Raw genomic sequence first — 17,489 nt, forward strand, 5'->3', positions numbered from 1 at the left:
GGGTTGTTTTTATCACTCCCGGCGGGGCGGTAACACCCGGGGGCCGACGACTCCCCATCGACACGCCATTCCGCCGCTCGCTCCGGACAGCCCGCTCGAGGGCGGTCGATCCATCGGATTCCCCCGGTCCCGACCGGCGATACGCGTGCACAACCCCGTCGCGGCACCCGAGCCGGGCGCTTAAGTTTCGGAGAGGCGGCCCTGTAGCCTTGAACACCGTGCATCCTGACGTCTCCGCTGATCTTGCCGAACTCGACGCGACCCTGAAGACCGTCGAGTCGGTGCTCGATATCGACGAGTTGGTCCGCCGCATCGACGAGCTGGAGCAGCAGGCCGCCGACCCGGAGCTGTGGAACAACCAGGAACACGCCCAGGCCGTCACCAGCGAGCTCTCGCACGCCCAGGGTGAACTGCGCCGCGTGCGTGACCTGCGGCAGCGGCTCGAGGACCTCCCCGTGCTCTACGAACTCGCCGAGGGCGAGGAGGGTGAGGCCCGCGCCCAGGCCGTCGCCGACGCCGACGCCGAGCGCTCGGCTCTGCACGCCGATGTGGAGGCCATGGAGGTCCGCACCCTGCTGTCGGGCGAGTACGACAAGCGTGAGGCGCTGGTCAACATCCGCTCCGGCGCGGGTGGCGTGGACGCCGCCGACTGGGCCCAGATGCTCATGCGCATGTACGTGCGCTGGGCGGAGCGGCACAAGTACCCGGTGGAGATCTACGACACCTCCTACGCCGAGGAGGCCGGTATCAAGTCGGCCACCTTCGCCGTCAAGACCCCGTACGCCTACGGCACCCTCTCGGTGGAGATGGGTACGCATCGCCTGGTGCGCATCAGCCCGTTCGACAATCAGGGCCGCCGCCAGACCTCCTTCGCCGAGGTCGAGGTGCTGCCCGTGGTCGAGACCACCGACCACATCGAGATTCCGGACAACGAGGTGCGCGTCGACGTGTACCGCTCCTCCGGTCCTGGCGGTCAGAGCGTCAACACCACCGACTCGGCGGTGCGCCTGACCCACATCCCGACCGGCATCGTGGTCACCTGCCAGAACGAGAAGTCGCAGCTACAGAACAAGATCTCGGCCATGCGCGTGCTCCAGGCCAAACTGCTGGAGCGCAAGCGGCAGGAGGAGCGCGCGCAGATGGACGCGCTCAAGACCAACGAGGGCGCGTCGTGGGGCAACCAGATGCGGTCCTACGTGCTGCACCCGTACCAGATGGTGAAGGATCTGCGCACCAACTACGAGGTCAACAACCCGTCGGCGGTGCTGGACGGTGACATCGACTCCTTCATCGAGAGCGGGATCCGCTGGCGCATGCAGCAGAATCAGGATGCCTGAGCACGGGCGGCATCCGATGGCGGATGTCCGGCGACAACCAGTAACCCTTTGCGGCACCATCACTGAGCGCTGACTCGAGGTACAACCATGCAGATGCTGCTCGCCGCGAGTACCGCCTCGGACTTCGGCAACTGGGTCCGGTCGAGCGGACTCGAGATCGTACTGCTGATCGTCGGCGCGATGCTGTTCAGCCGCTTCGTGACCTACGTGCGCGATCGGGTGACCCGCCGGATCGACGCCGGATTCCGCAGCAGCGATTCGCTGGTGCGCTCGGAGGCGGCCAAGCATCGGCATGCGCTCGCCCAGGTGCTCACCTGGGTGGTGCTGTCCCTGGTGTACTTCCTGGTCGGTTTGGAAGTATTGCAGCGCTTGGGCTTTCAGCTCGGCGGGCTGGTCGCCCCGGCGGCGGTGCTCGGTGCGGCGCTCGGTTTCGGCGCGCAGCGCATCGTGCAGGACCTGCTGGCCGGTTTCTTCCTCATCACCGAAAAGCAGTACGGCTACGGTGATGTCGTTCGCATTGCGGTAACGGGCTCATCACAGGACGCTGAAGGTACGGTAGAGGACGTCACTTTGCGTATCACCACGCTGCGCAACGCTGACGGCGAAGTGATCACCGTACCCAATGGTCAGATCGTGAAAGTTATCAATCTGTCGAAGGATTGGGCGCGTGCGGCCATCGACGTGCCCGTACCCGCCAGCGCCGACATCAACCGGGTCAACGAGATCCTGCACGAGGTCGGCAGCCGGGCTTTCGCCGATCGCAAACTCAAATCGCTGCTGCTCGACGAGCCGACCGTCATGGGTGTCGAAGATCTCACCGTCGACCAGATGAACATCAAGATGGTCGCCCGGACACTGCCGGGCAAACAGTTCGAAGTAGGGCGCGAGCTGCGGGTGCGGGTGGCCGCGGCGCTGCGCCGAGAGGGTCTGAGTGAAACTGCGTAAATCACCGGGCTTCACGCTGAAAGCCCGCCAATCCACGGCGATTCTGATGACGGTATGGGTCGCGACATTCGTGCTGTACGTCTTCGTCAAGCCCGAAGCATCGCAGCGCCCGGCGTATACCCCCATCGTCAACTCGGTGCTCAACAATGACGCGAAGGACGGTGGGACACCGCCGCCGCGCTGACCGCGAGGCCGCGCGGCGCGCCGGAGTGGCCGGCGCGTCTGGCTACACTGGCTCCCCGTGATAACCCTGCGGAACGTCACCAAGTCCTACAAGACCTCGACGCGACCCGCGCTGGACAACGTCTCCGTCGATATCGGAAAAGGCGAGTTCGTCTTCGTGATCGGGCCGTCCGGTTCCGGTAAATCGACGTTCATGCGTTTGCTGCTCAAAGACGAGAAGCCGACAGCGGGCGAGGTCTGGGTGGCGGACTTTCGGGTGGACCGGCTGCCCGGGCGCAAAGTGCCCAAACTGCGGCAGCGCATCGGCTGTGTCTTCCAGGACTTCCGGCTGCTGCAACAGAAGACGGTCGAGCAGAATGTCGCCTTCGCCCTGGAGGTGATCGGCAAGAAGGGTTCGTTCATCAATCGCGCGGTGCCCGAGGCGCTGGACATGGTGGGGCTGTCGGGCAAGGCGGACCGGCTGCCCAGCGAACTCTCCGGCGGTGAGCAGCAGCGCGTCGCGCTCGCCCGTGCCTTCGTGAACCGGCCGCTGGTGCTGCTGGCCGACGAACCCACCGGCAACCTCGACCCGGATACCAGTCAGGACATCATGACGCTGCTGGAACGTATCAATCGCACGGGCACCACGGTGGTGATGGCCACCCACGACAACACCATCGTCGACGCCATGCGGCGGCGCGTGGTGGAACTCGATCGCGGCCGACTGGTGCGCGACGACGAGACCGGCGTATACGGGGTGGGCCGGTAATGCGCATCGGATTCCTGTTCGGTGAGGTGTTCACCGGCCTGCGCCGGAATATCACCATGACCATCGCCATGATCCTCACCACCGCGGTGTCGCTGACCATGCTCGGCGGCGGCCTGCTCGCGGTGCGCATGGCGAACAAGATCGAGAACTTCTACATGGACCGCGTCGAGATCCGGCTGTATCTCGACGACACCGTCTCCACCACCGACCCGGACTGCCTGGCCGAACCGTGTAAATCCCTGCAGGCGGACCTGAAGGCGAACGACAAGGTGGCCAGCGTGCAGTTCGTCAACAGCGAGGAGGCGGTGCAGGAGGTCAAGGAGACCACCTTCAAGGATCAGCCGGGGTTGGCCGACGAGGTCACCAAGGAGGGGCTGCCCGCGTCGTTCCGCGTGAAATTGACCGACGCCGAGAACTATCAGGCCATCTATGACGAGTTCGCGACTCGGCCGGGCGTGATGACGGTGCTCAACGACAAGGACATCGTCGACCGACTGGTCAGCTTCTTCGTCGGATTGCGCAATGCCGCATTCGGTTTGGCGCTGCTCCAAGCGTTCGCGGCGCTGCTGCTGATCGCGAATATGGTGCAGGTGGCGGCCCTGGCCCGCAAGACCGAGGTGGGCATCATGCGCCTGGTGGGCGCGACCCGCTGGTATACGCAGTTGCCATTCCTCCTGGAAGCCGTGTTGGCGGCGCTGGTGGGTTCGGCGCTGGCGGTGGCGGGACTGTTCATCGCCAAACCGCTGGTGATCAATCGGGCGCTGGGTGATCTGTTCGACAATCGGGTGCTGCCGGGTATCAGCGGTGACGACATCGCGGCGGTGTCGTTCGTCATCCTGCCGGTGGGCGTCGGTTTCGCCGCGCTGACGGCCTACGCCGCGCTGCGGTACTACGTGCGGGAGTGAGTGTCCGCACATCGCGACGACATCGGCGCACCCCACCCGAATCGGGTGGGGTGCGTTGTCTTTCGGCCGAAACGCGGTGCGAGAACGGAGAATCGGTGCGAAGTCTCGCGGAGACCGGACAACGGGGTTCCGCTGTCGGCGGCGATCCGTAGGATTGCCGGGGTGAGTGCCCCGGAGATCGAGACCATGTCCGCAACTGGTGCCGACGTCGGCAGCAAGGCCGCGCACGAGGTGCTACGTCGGGTATTCGGTTACGACAGCTTCCGGGGGCCGCAGGCGGACATCGTCGACCAGGTGATCTCCGGCGGTGACGCGCTGGTGCTCATGCCCACCGGCGGCGGCAAATCGCTGTGCTATCAGATTCCGGCACTGGTGCGACCCGGGGTGGGTGTGGTGATCTCACCGCTCATCGCGCTCATGCAGGACCAGGTGGACGCGCTCAACGCCCTCGGCGTGCGCGCCGGATTCCTCAACTCCACCCAGTTCCCCGACGAACGGCGCACGGTGGAGGCGCAATTCGTGGCGGGGGAGCTGGACGTGCTCTACCTCGCCCCGGAACGGCTGCGGCTCGACGCCACCGCGCAACTGCTGGACCGCGGCAAGATCTCCGTCTTCGCCATCGACGAGGCGCACTGTGTCTCGCAGTGGGGTCACGACTTCCGGCCGGACTATCTGGCGCTGTCCATGCTGCACGAGCGCTGGCCGGAGGTGCCGCGCATCGCGCTCACCGCCACCGCCACCGAGGCCACCCGCAAGGAGATCGCCCAGCGGTTGGATCTGACCGGGGCCAAACACTTCGTCGCGAGTTTCGACCGGCCCAACATCCAATACCGGATCGAGGCCAAGAATCGGCCCGAACAGCAACTGCTGTCGTTCATTCGCACCGAGCACGCCGGGGACGCGGGCATCGTCTACTGCCTGTCCCGCAATTCGGTGGAGAAGACGGCGGCCTTCCTGACCGCCAACGGCATCGAGGCGGTGCCGTACCACGCGGGGCTCGACAATCGCACCCGGGCGACCAACCAGGCTCGTTTCCTGCGCGAGGACGGTCTGGTCGTCTGCGCCACCATCGCTTTCGGCATGGGCATCGACAAACCCGACGTGCGCTTCGTGGCGCATCTGGATCTGCCGAAGTCCGTGGAGGGCTACTACCAGGAGACCGGTCGTGCCGGACGTGACGGGCTCCCGTCCACGGCATGGATGGTCTACGGCCTCAGTGATGTCGTACAGCAGCGCAAGATGATCGACCTGTCCGACGGCGACGCCGCGCATCGACGACAGCTGCAACTGCATCTCGACGCCATGCTGGCCTTGTGCGAGACGGTGGAGTGCCGCCGCACCCAGTTGCTCAACTACTTCGGCCAGACCGGCGAGAAGTGCGGCAACTGCGATACCTGCCTCACCCCGCCCGAGTCCTGGGACGGCACCGTCGCCGCGCAGAAGGTGCTGTCCACCGTGCTGCGGCTGAAGCGCGAGCGCGGCCAGAGCTTCGGCGCGGGCCATATCGTCGACATCCTCGTCGGCAAGCGCAACCCCAAGGTCGAACAGCACGCCCACCACGAACTCAAGGTCTTCGGCGTGGGCACCGAACTGCGCGATATCGAATGGCGCGGCGTCATCCGCCAACTCCTCGCCCAGGGGCTGCTGGCCGTGCACGGCGATTACGGCGTGCTCACCCTCACCGAGGCCAGCAATCAGGTGCTGTTCGAGAAACGCGAGGTGAAGCTGCGTCGCGAACCCGAACGCGCCAAGGCGGCCCGAACTCCCAAGTCCGGCAAGGCGTCCCGGCTGGCCGCCGCGGACATGTCCCCGGCCGACAACGAGCTGTTCGAGAAGCTGCGGGCCTGGCGGGCGGGCGTCGCCAAGGAACAGGGCGTCCCCGCCTACGTGGTGTTCCACGACGCTACCCTCCGCGAGATCGCCTCCCGCAAACCCGCCTCGCTGGCCGATCTCGGCGGCATCTCGGGTATCGGCGAGGGCAAGCGCGCCAAGTACGGCGAGGGCGTGCTCGAGGTGGTCGCCGGAGCCGGTGCCCCTGACCTTGCCGAAGCTGGTGCGCCGGCAAAGGCTGCGACCGGTATGGCCGTGGACAGGGCAGGGGAATCCGCCCTCACCGGAACGCGGGAGTCCGTATCCGGCTCCGTGGATCGCACGGCTGCGGCGGTTCAGCGGGGTACGTCCGCCGCGCCGAGCGGCCATGCCGGGCAGGCGCGGTCCACCGCGGCACGGCCCGATTCCCGGTCGCGTGGCGCGCAGTCCCGGCCATCCTCCCGCCTTCCGGGGGGCGGCTCGCCGCAGGGCGTCTCCCGTACCGGCCGGGCGGCGGCGTCGGCATTCGACGCACCCGACGACATTCCGCTTCCCGAGCCCCCGCCGGAGTACGACGAGGTGCCGCCGCCCGACTGGGACTGACGGCGCGCTACAGCGCCACTTCCCGGCAATCCTGCGGTCCGGTATCGACCGCGCGAATGGAGGTATAAAACGCCCTGGGTGGGGATACCTTTCGGACATGGATTCCGGTAACGGCGCTGGTGACGAACTCGAAACCGAGCGGCCACCAGAGGCCGAGGCGGCGGATGCGGGCGTCATCCCACCGCCACGAGTACACGAGATCGTGGACACCGGCTGGCTGGGGCCACGCCGTGCACCGCGCCGCGGCCGCCCCCGGCTGACCACGATCGTCCTGTCCGCCATGTGGATCGGGACCCTGCTGCTCTACCTGTGGCTGCAACGCGGCGGTTAGCACGGCCCGACCAGGGAATAATCCCGTTGCCCGACCACTTAGAGTGGTGCTGTGAAAGAAAAGGGTCGCAAGGTCATCGCCACCAACCGCAAGGCGCGGCACAACTACACGATCCTGGAGACCTTCGAGGCCGGGGTCGCGCTGGTCGGCACCGAGGTGAAGAGCCTACGGGAGGGCAAGGCATCGCTGGTCGACGCCTACGCCACCATCGACGACGGCGAGGTCTGGCTGCGCGGTCTGCACGTCCCCGAGTACGGCCACGGCACCTGGACCAATCACGCCCCGCGACGCACCCGCAAACTACTCCTGCACCGCCGCGAGATCGACAAGCTGACCGGCAAGACCAAGGAGACCAGCCTCACCCTGGTCCCGCTGTCCATGTACTTCAGCGACGGCAAGGTGAAGGTCGAACTGGCCCTGGCCAAGGGCAAGCAGGACTACGACAAGCGCCAGGACCTGGCCCGCCGCACCGCCGAGCGCGAGGTCACCCGCGAGATCGGCCGCCGCATCAAGGGCATGCGCTGACCACCGCTCACCTGCGCGGTTCGTGTCAGCCACGCCACAGCGGGATAATGGAATGATCCGCCGGTCGCGGAGTGTTAAAGTTACAAGCCCGGTCGCGAGACCGGGAGTTCATCTGGATCGATGAACACAGCTCGGGGCTGAACGGTTTCGACTGCGTACGTTGATTCAGGGGAAGCGTGTCGGTGCAGGCAGGAGACCACCGTATAAGCGTCGCTGTAACCCTATAAGCGCCGATTCTCATCAGCGCGACTACGCTCTCGCTGCCTAAGCAGTAGAGCGTGTCTGTCAGCCCGGGTTCGCCCTCGACCCGGTCCCTGGCATCAGCTAGAGGGCTCTACCGTCCGCCGCGGCCGCGGCGTCGGACGGGACATCGAACAGCGGCTGGGATCGTCATCTCGGCTTGTTCGCGTGACCGAGAGATCCGAGCAGAGGCACAGCGAACTGCACACGGAGAAGCCCTGAAGATGCGGCGGAGGACCCGGGTTCGATTCCCGGCAGCTCCACAAGGGCGGTCTTACTCGAAACGGGGTCCATACGGACCTCGGAGAGGGTAAGACCGCCTTTCGCGTTTCTAGCTCTCTTGTGGGTGCGGGTCGAGCCGGTGACAGCCCGAGTGCAGGTGAGATGCATACCGGCAACCTCGTGCAGGTCGGCGAAGGGCTGGCGGAGCTGATCGTCCTTCACACCGTCGATATCCAAGTAGAACCGCTCATAGAACGCGTGGTTCAGGTGTCGCCGGACGGCGTCGGTGCCGTCTTCATACAGTTGCTGGGGGTTGGTGATCAGGTCCAGCGCTTGGCGGAGGACTTCGACCCCGACCGCCAGTTCGGCGCCTGTTGCAGTTAGTGACGCTTCGATACGGGCTCGATCGGTCCGGATGCGTCGCAGCCTGGCCTTGATCTTGGCCTGGGGGAGTTCGCCGTCAGTGGCCAGATCGAGGAGCCGCTCCTCCTTCGTATCCAGTTCCTTGAGCCGCCGCGTCAGCCCGGCGTGCATCTCTTTGGTACTGGCTTGTTGGTCGGCCAGGGCTTCGCTCAGGACGGTGCGCACGTCCGCGACGAACTCGGCGGGCAAGCTCAGCGTCGCATAGTGATCGACGATGGCCTGCTCAACCTGTTCGGCCGGCAAGTGGGGCAGCTCGCAGAGCCCTTCCTGGCGACCACGGCACAGGAAGTAGCAATACCGTTTGCCATTGCGCCCCGTGGCCTCGGTGTAGATCAGGCGAGCGGTGCGGCCAGCGCCGTGGCACCGATCGCAGAACAATCCGCCCTTCAAGTAGTGCTGCAGAACCCGGTCACGCTGCCCCGGACGGCTGCGCATGTCCATCACTTCTTGCACCCGGTCGAAGAGCGCCTGACTAACGATCGGTTCGTGCCTGCCGGGGTAGAGCTCACCGTCGTGCACAATCCACCCGGCGTAGTACGGGTCCTGCAACATTTGGCGCAACCGCTTGAACGACACCGGCCGCTCAGGCAGTTTGCCGCTGGCACGAGCTGTCAGCCCAAGGTCCGCCATCGTCGCTTCGAGCCGTTCCAGCCCGTAGTCACCCGTGGCGTACAGCTCAAAGGCTCTCTGCACCAGCGGTGCTCGCTGCGCGTCCTGAGCGACTGAATTGATCAGCTTGCCCTCGAACTCCACGCGGACGTTCAGGTAGCCGATCCGAGCGACCCCAAGGGTCCCGCCACCCTTCGCCTTGGTGCGCATCTTCTCCTGAATGTCCAAGCCCTGCAGCGTGTTCATCAGGTGGTTCATCACGTCGAGCATGCCCTCCATGGCCACGGCATGCGGACCCTCGCCGAAGTCCTCCTTCGCACTGACCAGGCGAACGCCCATCTTGTTGAGTTGCGCCTCCACGATGGCCGCATCGAACCGGTTCCGGAAGGCCCGGGAGCGCATGTAGACGATCACGTAGCCGATCTCCGGGTGCTCAGTCAGATACTGCAGCAGCTCACGAATGACCGGCCGCTTGTCGATCGTCTTGGCCGAGTAGCCCGGTTCGATGAACTCACGGTCTATGTCGACGCCAAGTGAGTCAGCCTTCCACTCGCCCAGTTCGCGCTGCGTAGCGATCGACAGCCCATCCGGGTCGATATCCACGGCCGTCTCCAACTGCCGCTTGGTCGAAACCCGCAGCAGCAGTATCGCTTTCTTCAGCTGGCCCGTTCGTTGCGGTATCGGTCGTCTACTCATTGACGCCTCCTGGCATGTCGGTCGATAAACGGAATCACGATTGGCGTGAGGGCCGTGCGCAGCGGAATCCACTGCCACAGCACGAGATTCATGTCCATGAAATAGTCGTCATTTTTGACGGCAGTTCTGACGGCTAATGAGCCGAGAATGTACGTACTTGTGCGCGTGCGTATTTGTGAGATAATGGGGGTGAGGGAGTGGTCTTTAGTCAGCCGAGCGACACTTTTAAGCAGGGTGTCGTGGGTTCGAGCCCCACCGGTCCCTCCAGGGGTCAACGATGTATTCATCACCACAATTTCTGCCGTTGACGGCTTATTTTGACGGCTAATCGCACCGTCAGCCACTGTCACCGGCTGACACAGCAGCACTCGACCGGCCCGGTCGAGTGCTGTTTTTTGTCCCTCCGGATCACCGTGCTGGTAGATCTGCTGGGTCGTGGAGATATGCGCGTGGCCTAGAATGAGCTGTACATCGCGCGGCGGGACCCCCAGATTCTTGAGCAAGGTCGCCGCCCCATGGCGCAAGTGGTGCAGCTTGATTCGGCGCACCCCTGCCTTCCGGCACAGCAAATGGAAGGCCCGGGCAAAGTTCCGTGGCCAGAGCGGCCGACCGTTCTTTCCCAGCACGATCATGTCGGCGATCTCCTCGTCAGTGAGGGGAACCGCCTCGCCGCGGGAACCGGAGATGCCGGTGCGCTTTCGAATGGTGGTCACGGCCGACGCTCCGTCGGGTGGCTCGGCACCATCACCCGCCCTGGTGGCAGGTAAGCCTGCTTGGTGACGGTTGAGGGCGTCGCGCACGATGGGCAGCAGCGGCAGATCCCGGCGCCCCGCCCGGGTTTTGACCGGTCCGATCTCGAGGTGTCCGGCAATCTGCTGGAGCTGACGCCGAATCCGGATGACGTTGTGGTCCCAGTCGATGTCTTGCCAGCCCAGACCCAACATTTCACCGCGACGAATGCCATACAGCGTCATCATCAGGAAGGCCGGATACAGCGGGTGTGACTGGGCGTAGCGCAGGAACCGCCCCGCCTCATTCGGCGCCCAGAGCGTAATATCCGCCCGCTGGGCGGCTTCGAGCTCCACCAGCCGGGCCACATTGCGGGCGACCAGTTCTTCGCGCATGGCGCGCGTCAGCGCGGCGCTCAGGATCGTGCGCATCAGCTGCACGGTCCGGATGGTCTTGCCTTGGGTCAGCTGGTCATTCAGGCGCTGTTGGAGCGTCGCGACCGACAGGCGGTCGAGCGGATCCGCACCGACCAGCGGCTTGAGGTGAATGCGAATCGCTGCCTCGTACAGTTCCATGGTTGAGGGCCGCAGCTTGCCCGGTGCCACATCGTGCATCCAGTAGTCGAGATAAGCCCCCACTGTCCACGACTTCTCGGGAACCGGTATGCCGCGCTCGGCATCAGCAAGTTTGATAGTCAGCTTGTCGCTGGCGTCCTTGGCCGTTCGGGCGTATACCCGGATCCGCCGTGAGGTGCCGCTCGCGGTAGGGAGGAAGGCAGCGGCTTCCCAACGGCCGTCCTGGCGCCGGTAAACGCTGCCCGATCCTTTCACTCGGCGGCTCATAGCAATTGGCCTCCGGTGAGCGGCAGTGACGTTAGGTAGCGCTGGAGTTCACTGCCGGGGACGAAGCGGCGACGCCCAATCTTCACCGTCAGCAGCAGCCGTTTGTGGATGAGGTCGTAGATGCTCCAGCGGCTGATTCGCAGCCGTGCAGCTGCTTCCGGAATGGTCAGCAGCGGTCGGAGGGCTGGTTGCTGTGGCGTGTACGGTTCGTGGGGCGATGGGTCGAGCTGCCTGAGTAGCCAGGATCGTTCGACGGGTGCGCCATCGGCCATCCGAATGGCCGCCGCGCCCAGCACCCGGAGCAGCCGGGCGGTGTCGATCTGATCGGTTGTTGGTGGTTGTTGGGGCATAAACCCTCCTTCCTACGCATCCGCCGTATCCCGCCGAATGCGTTCCTCTAATTCCTTGTCTGGTGGTACTGCCTGCTGCGCCTGTCGGGTACGGCGCCGCATGCCTTTGTCGATGTCGCTAAAGTCGACCCCGTATTCGGTGGCGATCTCCTGGCTGGCGACCTCGATTTTGCGTCGTGCGGCTGGCGGCAGCGCCCGGTATTTGCTGCGGAGATAATTGTTCAAACTTGGTAATTCCCACCGGTCAATCCACCCGGCCAGGTAGTACAGATCGCAGGGCGTGACACCGAGGGCTTTGCCCAGCAGCTGCAGGGTTCGTGGTCGTACATCCAATGCCTGACCTTGCTCAATGCGCCAGATGGTGGCCACATCAACGTCGGACTGTCTGGCCAGTTCGTTGATCGACCATTGTCGGATTTCGCGGGCAGCAAGCAGCTTGGCGGCAACGCGCACCGCGCTTTGTTGATTCATTAAGATTTAATTCTCCGTTAATTATTTTGGTCATTCAACAATAACTCGTTTATTTGTGGAAATCAATAAATGTCCGGGGAATTAAAGCGCTAATTGGGGTAGTGGGTGATGTTTTCTTTACAAGGTGCGTTTGTTTCTGTATCGGGGAGGCCGCAGCCCGGCAGGTTGCGATTGACCTGGCGGTGGTGGCCGCCGGGGCGACCGGCCTGCCGGTGCTGCGGGTTCCTCTAGCGACTGGCCCGGTCAGCAGGTGGCCCGCCCGTCAGGGCAGTACCACCGGTGATGCAGTGTGGGTTCAGTCCTCCGACGGTTCGGCGCTCCGCCTGCCCCGCTTCTGGGGTGAGGCCGGCGGGGCTGGGCTGCTGCCTCCTTCGGTCCCCTCAGTGGGTACCGCTGAAGGACCTTTGCGCAGCCGCTCAATCGCCTGGCGTCGGATGGCCGCCTCGCGCTCGATCTCTGCAATCGCTTGTTCGGCGCGCTCCGCAAGGTCGGTCTCGTCTCGTGCCCGCTCAATGTGAGTGAGCACGGCTTGCAGATGTTCGTCTGCCAGCGTGTTGCCCCTGAGTTGAGCGATCAGGCTCAGCTCGGCATGGATCTCCGGATCGACCCGGATGGCCATGGTCTTGCGGGTGGAATCGTTGTCCGGACTGGACATGGCAGCTTCCTCCTCGGTGGTGGTGCGGCTGGTGAACGCCGGATGCGCTCACGAATGCAGCCGCACGGCACCGACGAGGCCGACGCCCGCGTAGCAGCGGCCCAGCCCGGATCGTCACCGGCCCGCCCGTCATACCGACCCTCGCTCGTCCTCGGAGCGCTGGCGCTGGCGGAACTTCCGGTCCGAGGGCACCGGGTAGCCCGGAATGCGGATATCCGAGTCGATTTGATCACCCCACACGTCCCATCCGGCCCAGCGTCGGCGGGCGAACAGCTCCAGGTACGGCCCGTCCGAGATGCGCTCGATGAGCGGGAAGAATTCCTCGGGCTTGTGCGAATGGTCCTGAGCGACCGCGAACATCCAGGTTGGCTGTCCCCGGAAGTTGACCGGCGCTCGGCCGCGCGTGCCGAAGATGAGGTGCTCGGTCATATTGCGCAGGTACTGGCCGAGACCGAGTCGCGGTTTGATCCAGGTCAATGGGGAGCGCGGAGTGAAGCCCCAGGCGTCCATGACATCGTAGGCATCGCGCAGCGCGCCGTTGGTCGTCCACAGCCACAGGTGCGAATTCGTCTCGGCCAGTTCGGCAATGGGCATGGCCTTGATGCGCTCCAGACTCATCAGGTCGTAGTGCTGGATCGCGCCGAGCGTGCCGGTCTGGTGATGCGGCCAGGGCGGGTCGGCGAGGATGGTGCGGTAGCGACGGGGCGCGCAGTTGATGCCGAGATGCGGTGCCGTGGGGCGATGAGTCATAGGTGGCCTCCGTTCGTGATGTGCGTGATGAACTGGTCGGGCGCGATGACATGGAAGAGCGCGTCGTCGAGCCGGGGGTCGTGCGCGATAGCGGCTCGGAGGGCGCGGCGGCGGCGTTCGGCCGTGGCCAGGTTGCGGTGGGTCAGGGTCCAGATCACGGCCGGGAACGGCTGGGGAGCGATCGGGTCGTCACCGCCGTACTGCTCGATGCCGGTGCGCTCGTACGCCTGGTAGTCGTGGCACTTCTTGAGCAGGCGCGGGATACTTTCGCTGCCAAGATCCACCTCGATGAACCAACCGTCCACGTCCTCGCTGCCGCGCCGAATCGTGGTCTCCGCGTACAGGTCCGGCTTGACCCAACGCGTACCGCCCAGCGCGGTGTAGCCGCGCCAGCAGCGTGGTTCCACCTCGACGTGCACCAGCTCCAGCTGGTCGCGGCGGTTGGCTTCAACCAGGCGCAGGTGGGTTTCGGCCACGGCCAGGGTGTGCCGCAGGAACGTTTCGGTTGGTTCTTTGACGTGCCGCCGGATGGTCGGCCCGTCCTGTCGGTCGAGGAGCCGGTAGCCCACCACGTCGATGTAGTGGACGAGGGCGCTGCTGCCGCGAGCGCCGCCGCCGATGCGCCGGTCGAGCGTGCCGAGCAGCCGGTCACGCCGCAGACGGTGCAGAGCCTTCTGCGTCAACCGGGAGCTTGATGCCGGACTCAGGGCGGCGAAGTGCAGCCGCCGGATCATGTCCACGGTCAGAAACCGGTGGTCGGCAACCGATCTGAGCACCGCCCACTGGCGCTCGGTCAGCGAATCGGCGATGGCCTCGAGATCGCGCCGGGACACGCGGCGCCGGGGCATTGAGATGGTGCCAGGGGCACCATCAGTCGGTGCTGGTAACGGCATGGAATGGGCAGTGGCAAGGGACAACGCCGCTTGGTGAGTGGCAGCGAAACGCCCACCGAAACGCCCCTCGGCTGGACCCGCTCGGTCCGCTCCATCGCAGCCGCTATTGCCTCTCATGGCTGCCTCCGGCGGCGACCGCGTGACGGCCCTGGCGGGCGCGGGCCTCCAGCTGGCCCCTGCAGCAGCGCCCGAAACTCGGCTTCGATCTCCTGGCGCGACCGCCCATACTGCTGGCGGCTGAGGCGGCGAATCTCGGCCGGGTCGCTGGTCTCGGGCGGCGGTGGCAGCGTGGCACCCGAGGCCCAGGGTTGTACCGAGTTTCGGCGAACCAGCTTGGCGTACACCTGATGGGCCGGAAGCGTCGTGAAATCCTCCGGCACCAGCACGGATTGACCGGCCGCCATGTCCTTGGCGTCATCGGCTCCCAGCTGAAAGGCGATTTTGTTGCGGGCGTTGTTCTTGAACGCCCGTGCCATCGAAGACGGTAGCTGGGAAGAATATTGGAAGCTGAGGTGGAACCCAGCCCGGTACCCGCGCGCGGTGGCCAGCGCGTCATCAAGATCAACCGGCAGATTCAGAAACTCCTGGACCTCGTCGACGTAGACCATCACCGGATCGCGCTTCGCTTCCGGGATCGTGGCGCGTTCCCGGATCGCGTTCCAGAGTTCCGCCAACAGGAACGCGGAGGCCAGTTTGGCGCGATCCGCGCCCAGGTAGCCCGGCTGCAGTGGCACCAACAGCACCTTCTTCTGCTCCAGCACCTGTCGCACGTTGAAGCGCGGATGCTGCTGGGCCAGCACGCCTCTCAGGTAGACATCCAGGAACGGGCGAACCTTGTTGCTCAAGGGGGCGATGTTGTTCATCGCGCCTTCCGGGGAGAGCTGTTCGTACCAGGACCAGAAGGTCCCGGCCGCGAACGGATCGCGCTCGACGGCCTTGTGAACGAGCGGGCGGCGAAACACCGGATCGGTCAGGATCAGCGGCAGCATGATCAGGCTCGGATCCGGCGTCAAGGCAATCGCTTTGAGGGACTCACGCAGGATGTCACCGCTGCGCCGCCCCAAGGCGTCGCCGTACAGCGAGTGGAAGATGTGAAAGATATTGTCGGCCACTACTTCTGGCGGTACCCCGGCTCGCAGCCGGTCCAATGGATTGATGCCCACCGGGTGATCATCGAGCGGGTCGAGAAGCACCACATCCCGCTTTCGTTCCTTGGGGATTCGGCTCAGGATGTCGGTGACCAGGTCTTTCGGTTCGATCACGACCACCGGATGTCCTGCCTTGAGATCTCCTACTACGAGTCGTAGTAGCAAGGTGGATTTGCCGGTCCCGCTGGGACCGAGTACGACCGTGTGGCGGCAGGCATCGTCTACTCCATACCCGATCTCGCCCGCGGTCCCCGGGGCATTGGCGGTGGCGATCACCCGCTCGCCGGTCAGCAGTGCCGGGGAAGGGCGGAGCTTTCGGGGATGCAGCGAGGCTTGCCCCGGGAACACTTCTTCCCGGTCCGAGACCGGCCAGGCCGTCAGCCGCAGCACTTCACTGGCACCGAGGTGCCGACCCCACGCCACCAGCGGCCACAACGACCGCGGTGATCGGGAACGAGGCGTGTTGACGCGCTGGGGTGTTTCCGATCGCAGCTCGAGGTGAACGCCGGCCGCGTTCACGGTGCCCAGGGCCGAGGCCAGGCCGAGTAACAACACCCGGCGCCGCTCACTGGTCGCGGCAGCAGCGCCAATACGGACCGTGGCCGAAAAGCCGTGCTGGCCCAGCTTCTTGGCCAGCGCCTGCTTGATATCCGAGCGGCCTTCCGGCTGGATGCCGGTCAGCACCTTGGACAGGACGGATTGCTCCTGGCTGGACAGTTCGGCAGGCATGGCCTGCGGCCGCCGCCGTGCCCCCAGTTCCACCTGTAGGACCAGCTGTTCGCCCGGCGCCACGGCCATCAGGGCGGACAGCACCGTCCGTACCGAGGCCACGGCATCGGCTGGCTCCAGCAGCCCCGCCGGTGACGACGGCCGGACCCGGCGCGCCACTGCCACCGGCCCGCGTTCAGTCGGCACCCCGGCCACCTGGCTGCCGGGCACCAATAGTTCTATGGTTCGCTGGACGGCGCTGGCGTCGCGCAGTTGGCAGCCGATCAGGTAGCTGACGCCCTCGGTCGACGACCGGGCTTCCAGAATGAGCTGCGGGGCATGGGCCTGAGCTGCCCACTGCCGAAGCAGCCCCATTGCCAGCGCCTCCGTGCAGGGGCGCGGGAACCAGACATGGAGCCAGACAATGGAATCCGGGAAGAGCGGGAGCTGGGGTTGTTCATTCGGCACCATGGTCGGCCTCCTGACTGTCGGCAGCAAGGGTCGACTCGTCGGTGTGTGGCGGCGGTGCCTCGGGCTCGGTCGCCTGGGCCTCGGCCAGCGCCGCCGCGATGGCCGCCCGCCCGAGCGGTCGCAGATCGTAGGGCTCACGCCGCACGGACCGCACCGTGATGCGCCGCTCCGGCCGATTCGCGCGGTTACGCCCCTTGGCCGGACGACGGTAATTAACTTTGCCATTGTTTTTAGACATGGGTCACCCTCCTCATGAATTAGTTCTGATTTCGACGACCCACCAGCGCGCTGTGCTCAGCTTGTGTTGCCGCACATCAACACCCGTCTCTTTTGGGTGTATCACGCGGGGGTCGGGCCATTCAATCCACGTCGGGAAATAGTAGGTATTTCAACAACGTTCGAAGCGTCACGAGCGGCTATCCGATCAAAACGCTTGTAAGCGCACCGTATTCAGTACCGATCTCGCATTGTCTTATATACAACAACCCCCACCCAGCCCAGACAGACCACGCCCGCGGCAATCGCCAGAGTCAACCAGACCGACTCAACCAAGCAGGCGGCCACGTACAGGGCGAGCGCCGCCCCGAGGATCTTCAGGCAGAGGCTGACCAGCCGGTCGATCAGGCCAGGCGGTTCCACTCCGCTCACCCCTCCCACCGTCGAATCCAGGCCAGAATGTCTCCGGAGATGATGCTGAGTAGTTCCCAAATCCGGGTGGCGCTTCTGGGTGCCATGTCGTCAAATGTCTCTACCATGGCAACAATTTCGTGCAGAGTGACCGTCAGCTTGGCAACGGTGGACTCGGAGATATGTTTAGCAGCCTCTGGATTGTCGCCTGACGGTAGGTTGTTCGGGTCATTCCACGGCATCGGCTTGGGTGTGTCATTCGTGTTCAA

The 17,489-nt window shown here is 65.0% G+C and carries 20 protein-coding genes, 1 other RNA gene and 1 pseudogene; 12 read left to right on the forward strand and 10 right to left on the reverse strand.

Features of this window, described 5'->3' with window-relative positions; all coding sequences use genetic code 11:
• The first annotated feature begins 218 nt into the window (after positions 1-218).
• From prfB to QK444_RS15145, 12 genes and pseudogenes are all read left to right on the forward strand, one after another.
• Entirely contained in the window at positions 219-1,337 is a 1,119-nt protein-coding gene (prfB, locus tag QK444_RS15090) for a peptide chain release factor 2 (protein ID WP_029931833.1), read from the forward strand.
• Positions 1,338-1,424: 87 nt separating this feature from the next.
• A complete protein-coding gene (locus QK444_RS15095) occupies positions 1,425-2,282 on the forward strand; it encodes a mechanosensitive ion channel family protein (protein WP_029931834.1) in 858 nt (285 codons plus the stop codon).
• The gene (locus QK444_RS15100) at positions 2,269-2,466 is read left to right on the forward strand and encodes a hypothetical protein (RefSeq protein ID WP_282780809.1); all 198 of its coding nucleotides are present in this window, start codon (positions 2,269-2,271) and stop codon (positions 2,464-2,466) included. The genes QK444_RS15095 and QK444_RS15100 overlap by 14 nt, the downstream gene beginning before the upstream one ends.
• A 57-nt stretch (positions 2,467-2,523) precedes the next feature.
• Positions 2,524-3,213, forward strand: coding sequence for a cell division ATP-binding protein FtsE (ftsE, locus tag QK444_RS15105; RefSeq protein ID WP_029931836.1), 690 nt, complete (start codon positions 2,524-2,526; stop codon positions 3,211-3,213).
• Positions 3,213-4,118: a permease-like cell division protein FtsX gene (gene ftsX / locus QK444_RS15110; protein WP_282780812.1), complete on the forward strand. Its 906-nt coding sequence runs from the start codon at positions 3,213-3,215 to the stop codon at positions 4,116-4,118. The genes ftsE and ftsX overlap by 1 nt, the downstream gene beginning before the upstream one ends.
• A gap of 186 nt (positions 4,119-4,304) precedes the next feature.
• Positions 4,305-6,140: pseudogene (recQ, locus tag QK444_RS15115) on the forward strand (DNA helicase RecQ); the annotation flags it as partial.
• A gap of 487 nt (positions 6,141-6,627) precedes the next feature.
• On the forward strand, positions 6,628-6,861 hold the full coding sequence (locus QK444_RS15120; protein WP_029931839.1) for a hypothetical protein: 234 nt from the start codon (positions 6,628-6,630) through the stop codon (positions 6,859-6,861).
• 51 nt (positions 6,862-6,912) lie between these two features.
• Positions 6,913-7,386 (forward strand): SsrA-binding protein SmpB, encoded by a 474-nt coding sequence (smpB, locus tag QK444_RS15125; RefSeq protein ID WP_029931840.1) that lies wholly within the window; start codon positions 6,913-6,915, stop codon positions 7,384-7,386.
• 133 nt (positions 7,387-7,519) lie between these two features.
• Positions 7,520-7,892, forward strand: a transfer-messenger RNA (tmRNA) gene (ssrA, locus tag QK444_RS15130).
• A 118-nt stretch (positions 7,893-8,010) separates the two neighbouring features.
• Positions 8,011-8,232 carry a hypothetical protein gene (locus QK444_RS15135; RefSeq protein WP_282780816.1) on the forward strand — a complete coding sequence of 74 codons (222 nt, stop codon included), beginning with the start codon at positions 8,011-8,013 and terminating at the stop codon, positions 8,230-8,232.
• Between the two features lie 243 nt (positions 8,233-8,475).
• Entirely contained in the window at positions 8,476-8,997 is a 522-nt protein-coding gene (locus tag QK444_RS15140; protein WP_282780818.1) for a hypothetical protein, read from the forward strand.
• A 132-nt stretch (positions 8,998-9,129) separates the two neighbouring features.
• Complete coding sequence (locus tag QK444_RS15145) at positions 9,130-9,417, forward strand: hypothetical protein (RefSeq protein WP_282780820.1); 288 nt, start codon at positions 9,130-9,132, stop codon at positions 9,415-9,417.
• Between the two features lie 155 nt (positions 9,418-9,572).
• Here QK444_RS15145 and QK444_RS15150 read toward each other — a convergent pair whose 3' ends face one another.
• The 10 genes from QK444_RS15150 to QK444_RS15195 form a co-directional block, all read right to left on the reverse strand.
• Positions 9,573-11,135: a tyrosine-type recombinase/integrase gene (locus QK444_RS15150; protein WP_282780822.1), complete on the reverse strand. Its 1,563-nt coding sequence runs from the start codon at positions 11,133-11,135 to the stop codon at positions 9,573-9,575.
• An 8-nt stretch (positions 11,136-11,143) separates the two neighbouring features.
• The gene (locus QK444_RS15155; RefSeq protein ID WP_282780824.1) at positions 11,144-11,497 is read right to left on the reverse strand and encodes a helix-turn-helix domain-containing protein; all 354 of its coding nucleotides are present in this window, start codon (positions 11,495-11,497) and stop codon (positions 11,144-11,146) included.
• A 12-nt stretch (positions 11,498-11,509) separates the two neighbouring features.
• Positions 11,510-11,968, reverse strand: coding sequence for a helix-turn-helix transcriptional regulator (locus QK444_RS15160; RefSeq protein ID WP_282780826.1), 459 nt, complete (start codon positions 11,966-11,968; stop codon positions 11,510-11,512).
• 295 nt (positions 11,969-12,263) lie between these two features.
• Positions 12,264-12,623 (reverse strand): hypothetical protein, encoded by a 360-nt coding sequence (locus QK444_RS15165; protein WP_282780828.1) that lies wholly within the window; start codon positions 12,621-12,623, stop codon positions 12,264-12,266.
• A 129-nt stretch (positions 12,624-12,752) separates the two neighbouring features.
• Positions 12,753-13,373 (reverse strand): MT-A70 family methyltransferase, encoded by a 621-nt coding sequence (locus tag QK444_RS15170; protein WP_282780830.1) that lies wholly within the window; start codon positions 13,371-13,373, stop codon positions 12,753-12,755.
• Complete coding sequence (locus QK444_RS15175) at positions 13,370-14,221, reverse strand: replication-relaxation family protein (RefSeq protein WP_282780831.1); 852 nt, start codon at positions 14,219-14,221, stop codon at positions 13,370-13,372. The genes QK444_RS15170 and QK444_RS15175 overlap by 4 nt, the downstream gene beginning before the upstream one ends.
• 158 nt (positions 14,222-14,379) lie before the next feature.
• Positions 14,380-16,593 (reverse strand): type IV secretory system conjugative DNA transfer family protein, encoded by a 2,214-nt coding sequence (locus QK444_RS15180; protein WP_282780833.1) that lies wholly within the window; start codon positions 16,591-16,593, stop codon positions 14,380-14,382.
• A complete protein-coding gene (locus QK444_RS15185; RefSeq protein WP_282780835.1) occupies positions 16,580-16,831 on the reverse strand; it encodes a hypothetical protein in 252 nt (83 codons plus the stop codon). Before QK444_RS15185 ends, QK444_RS15180 begins: the two co-directional genes overlap by 14 nt.
• Before the next feature lie 212 nt (positions 16,832-17,043).
• Positions 17,044-17,241 carry a hypothetical protein gene (locus QK444_RS15190; protein ID WP_282780837.1) on the reverse strand — a complete coding sequence of 66 codons (198 nt, stop codon included), beginning with the start codon at positions 17,239-17,241 and terminating at the stop codon, positions 17,044-17,046.
• Positions 17,238-17,489, reverse strand: a 252-nt coding sequence (locus tag QK444_RS15195; protein WP_282780839.1) for a hypothetical protein, incomplete at its 5' end; no start/stop codon positions are given. The genes QK444_RS15195 and QK444_RS15190, both read right to left, overlap by 4 nt.

Source organism: Nocardia sp. CC201C, from assembly GCF_030010695.1.
GTDB lineage: Bacteria > Actinomycetota > Actinomycetes > Mycobacteriales > Mycobacteriaceae > Nocardia > Nocardia otitidiscaviarum.

What these genes read in the sequence shown, in the direction of transcription:
- QK444_RS15095 (WP_029931834.1), top strand. Translation starts at nt 1,425, where the DNA reads ATGCAGATGCTGCTCGCCGCGAGTACCGCCTCGGACTTCGGCAACTGG.
- ftsX (WP_282780812.1), top strand. Translation starts at nt 3,213, where the DNA reads ATGCGCATCGGATTCCTGTTCGGTGAGGTGTTCACCGGCCTGCGCCGG.
- QK444_RS15120 (WP_029931839.1), top strand. Translation starts at nt 6,628, where the DNA reads ATGGATTCCGGTAACGGCGCTGGTGACGAACTCGAAACCGAGCGGCCA.
- QK444_RS15135 (WP_282780816.1), top strand. Translation starts at nt 8,011, where the DNA reads ATGCATACCGGCAACCTCGTGCAGGTCGGCGAAGGGCTGGCGGAGCTG.
- QK444_RS15155 (WP_282780824.1), bottom strand. Translation starts at nt 11,497, where the DNA reads ATGCCCCAACAACCACCAACAACCGATCAGATCGACACCGCCCGGCTG.
- QK444_RS15160 (WP_282780826.1), bottom strand. Translation starts at nt 11,968, where the DNA reads ATGAATCAACAAAGCGCGGTGCGCGTTGCCGCCAAGCTGCTTGCTGCC.
- QK444_RS15165 (WP_282780828.1), bottom strand. Translation starts at nt 12,623, where the DNA reads ATGTCCAGTCCGGACAACGATTCCACCCGCAAGACCATGGCCATCCGG.
- QK444_RS15170 (WP_282780830.1), bottom strand. Translation starts at nt 13,373, where the DNA reads ATGACTCATCGCCCCACGGCACCGCATCTCGGCATCAACTGCGCGCCC.
- QK444_RS15175 (WP_282780831.1), bottom strand. Translation starts at nt 14,221, where the DNA reads ATGCCCCGGCGCCGCGTGTCCCGGCGCGATCTCGAGGCCATCGCCGAT.
- QK444_RS15180 (WP_282780833.1), bottom strand. Translation starts at nt 16,593, where the DNA reads ATGGTGCCGAATGAACAACCCCAGCTCCCGCTCTTCCCGGATTCCATT.
- QK444_RS15185 (WP_282780835.1), bottom strand. Translation starts at nt 16,831, where the DNA reads ATGTCTAAAAACAATGGCAAAGTTAATTACCGTCGTCCGGCCAAGGGG.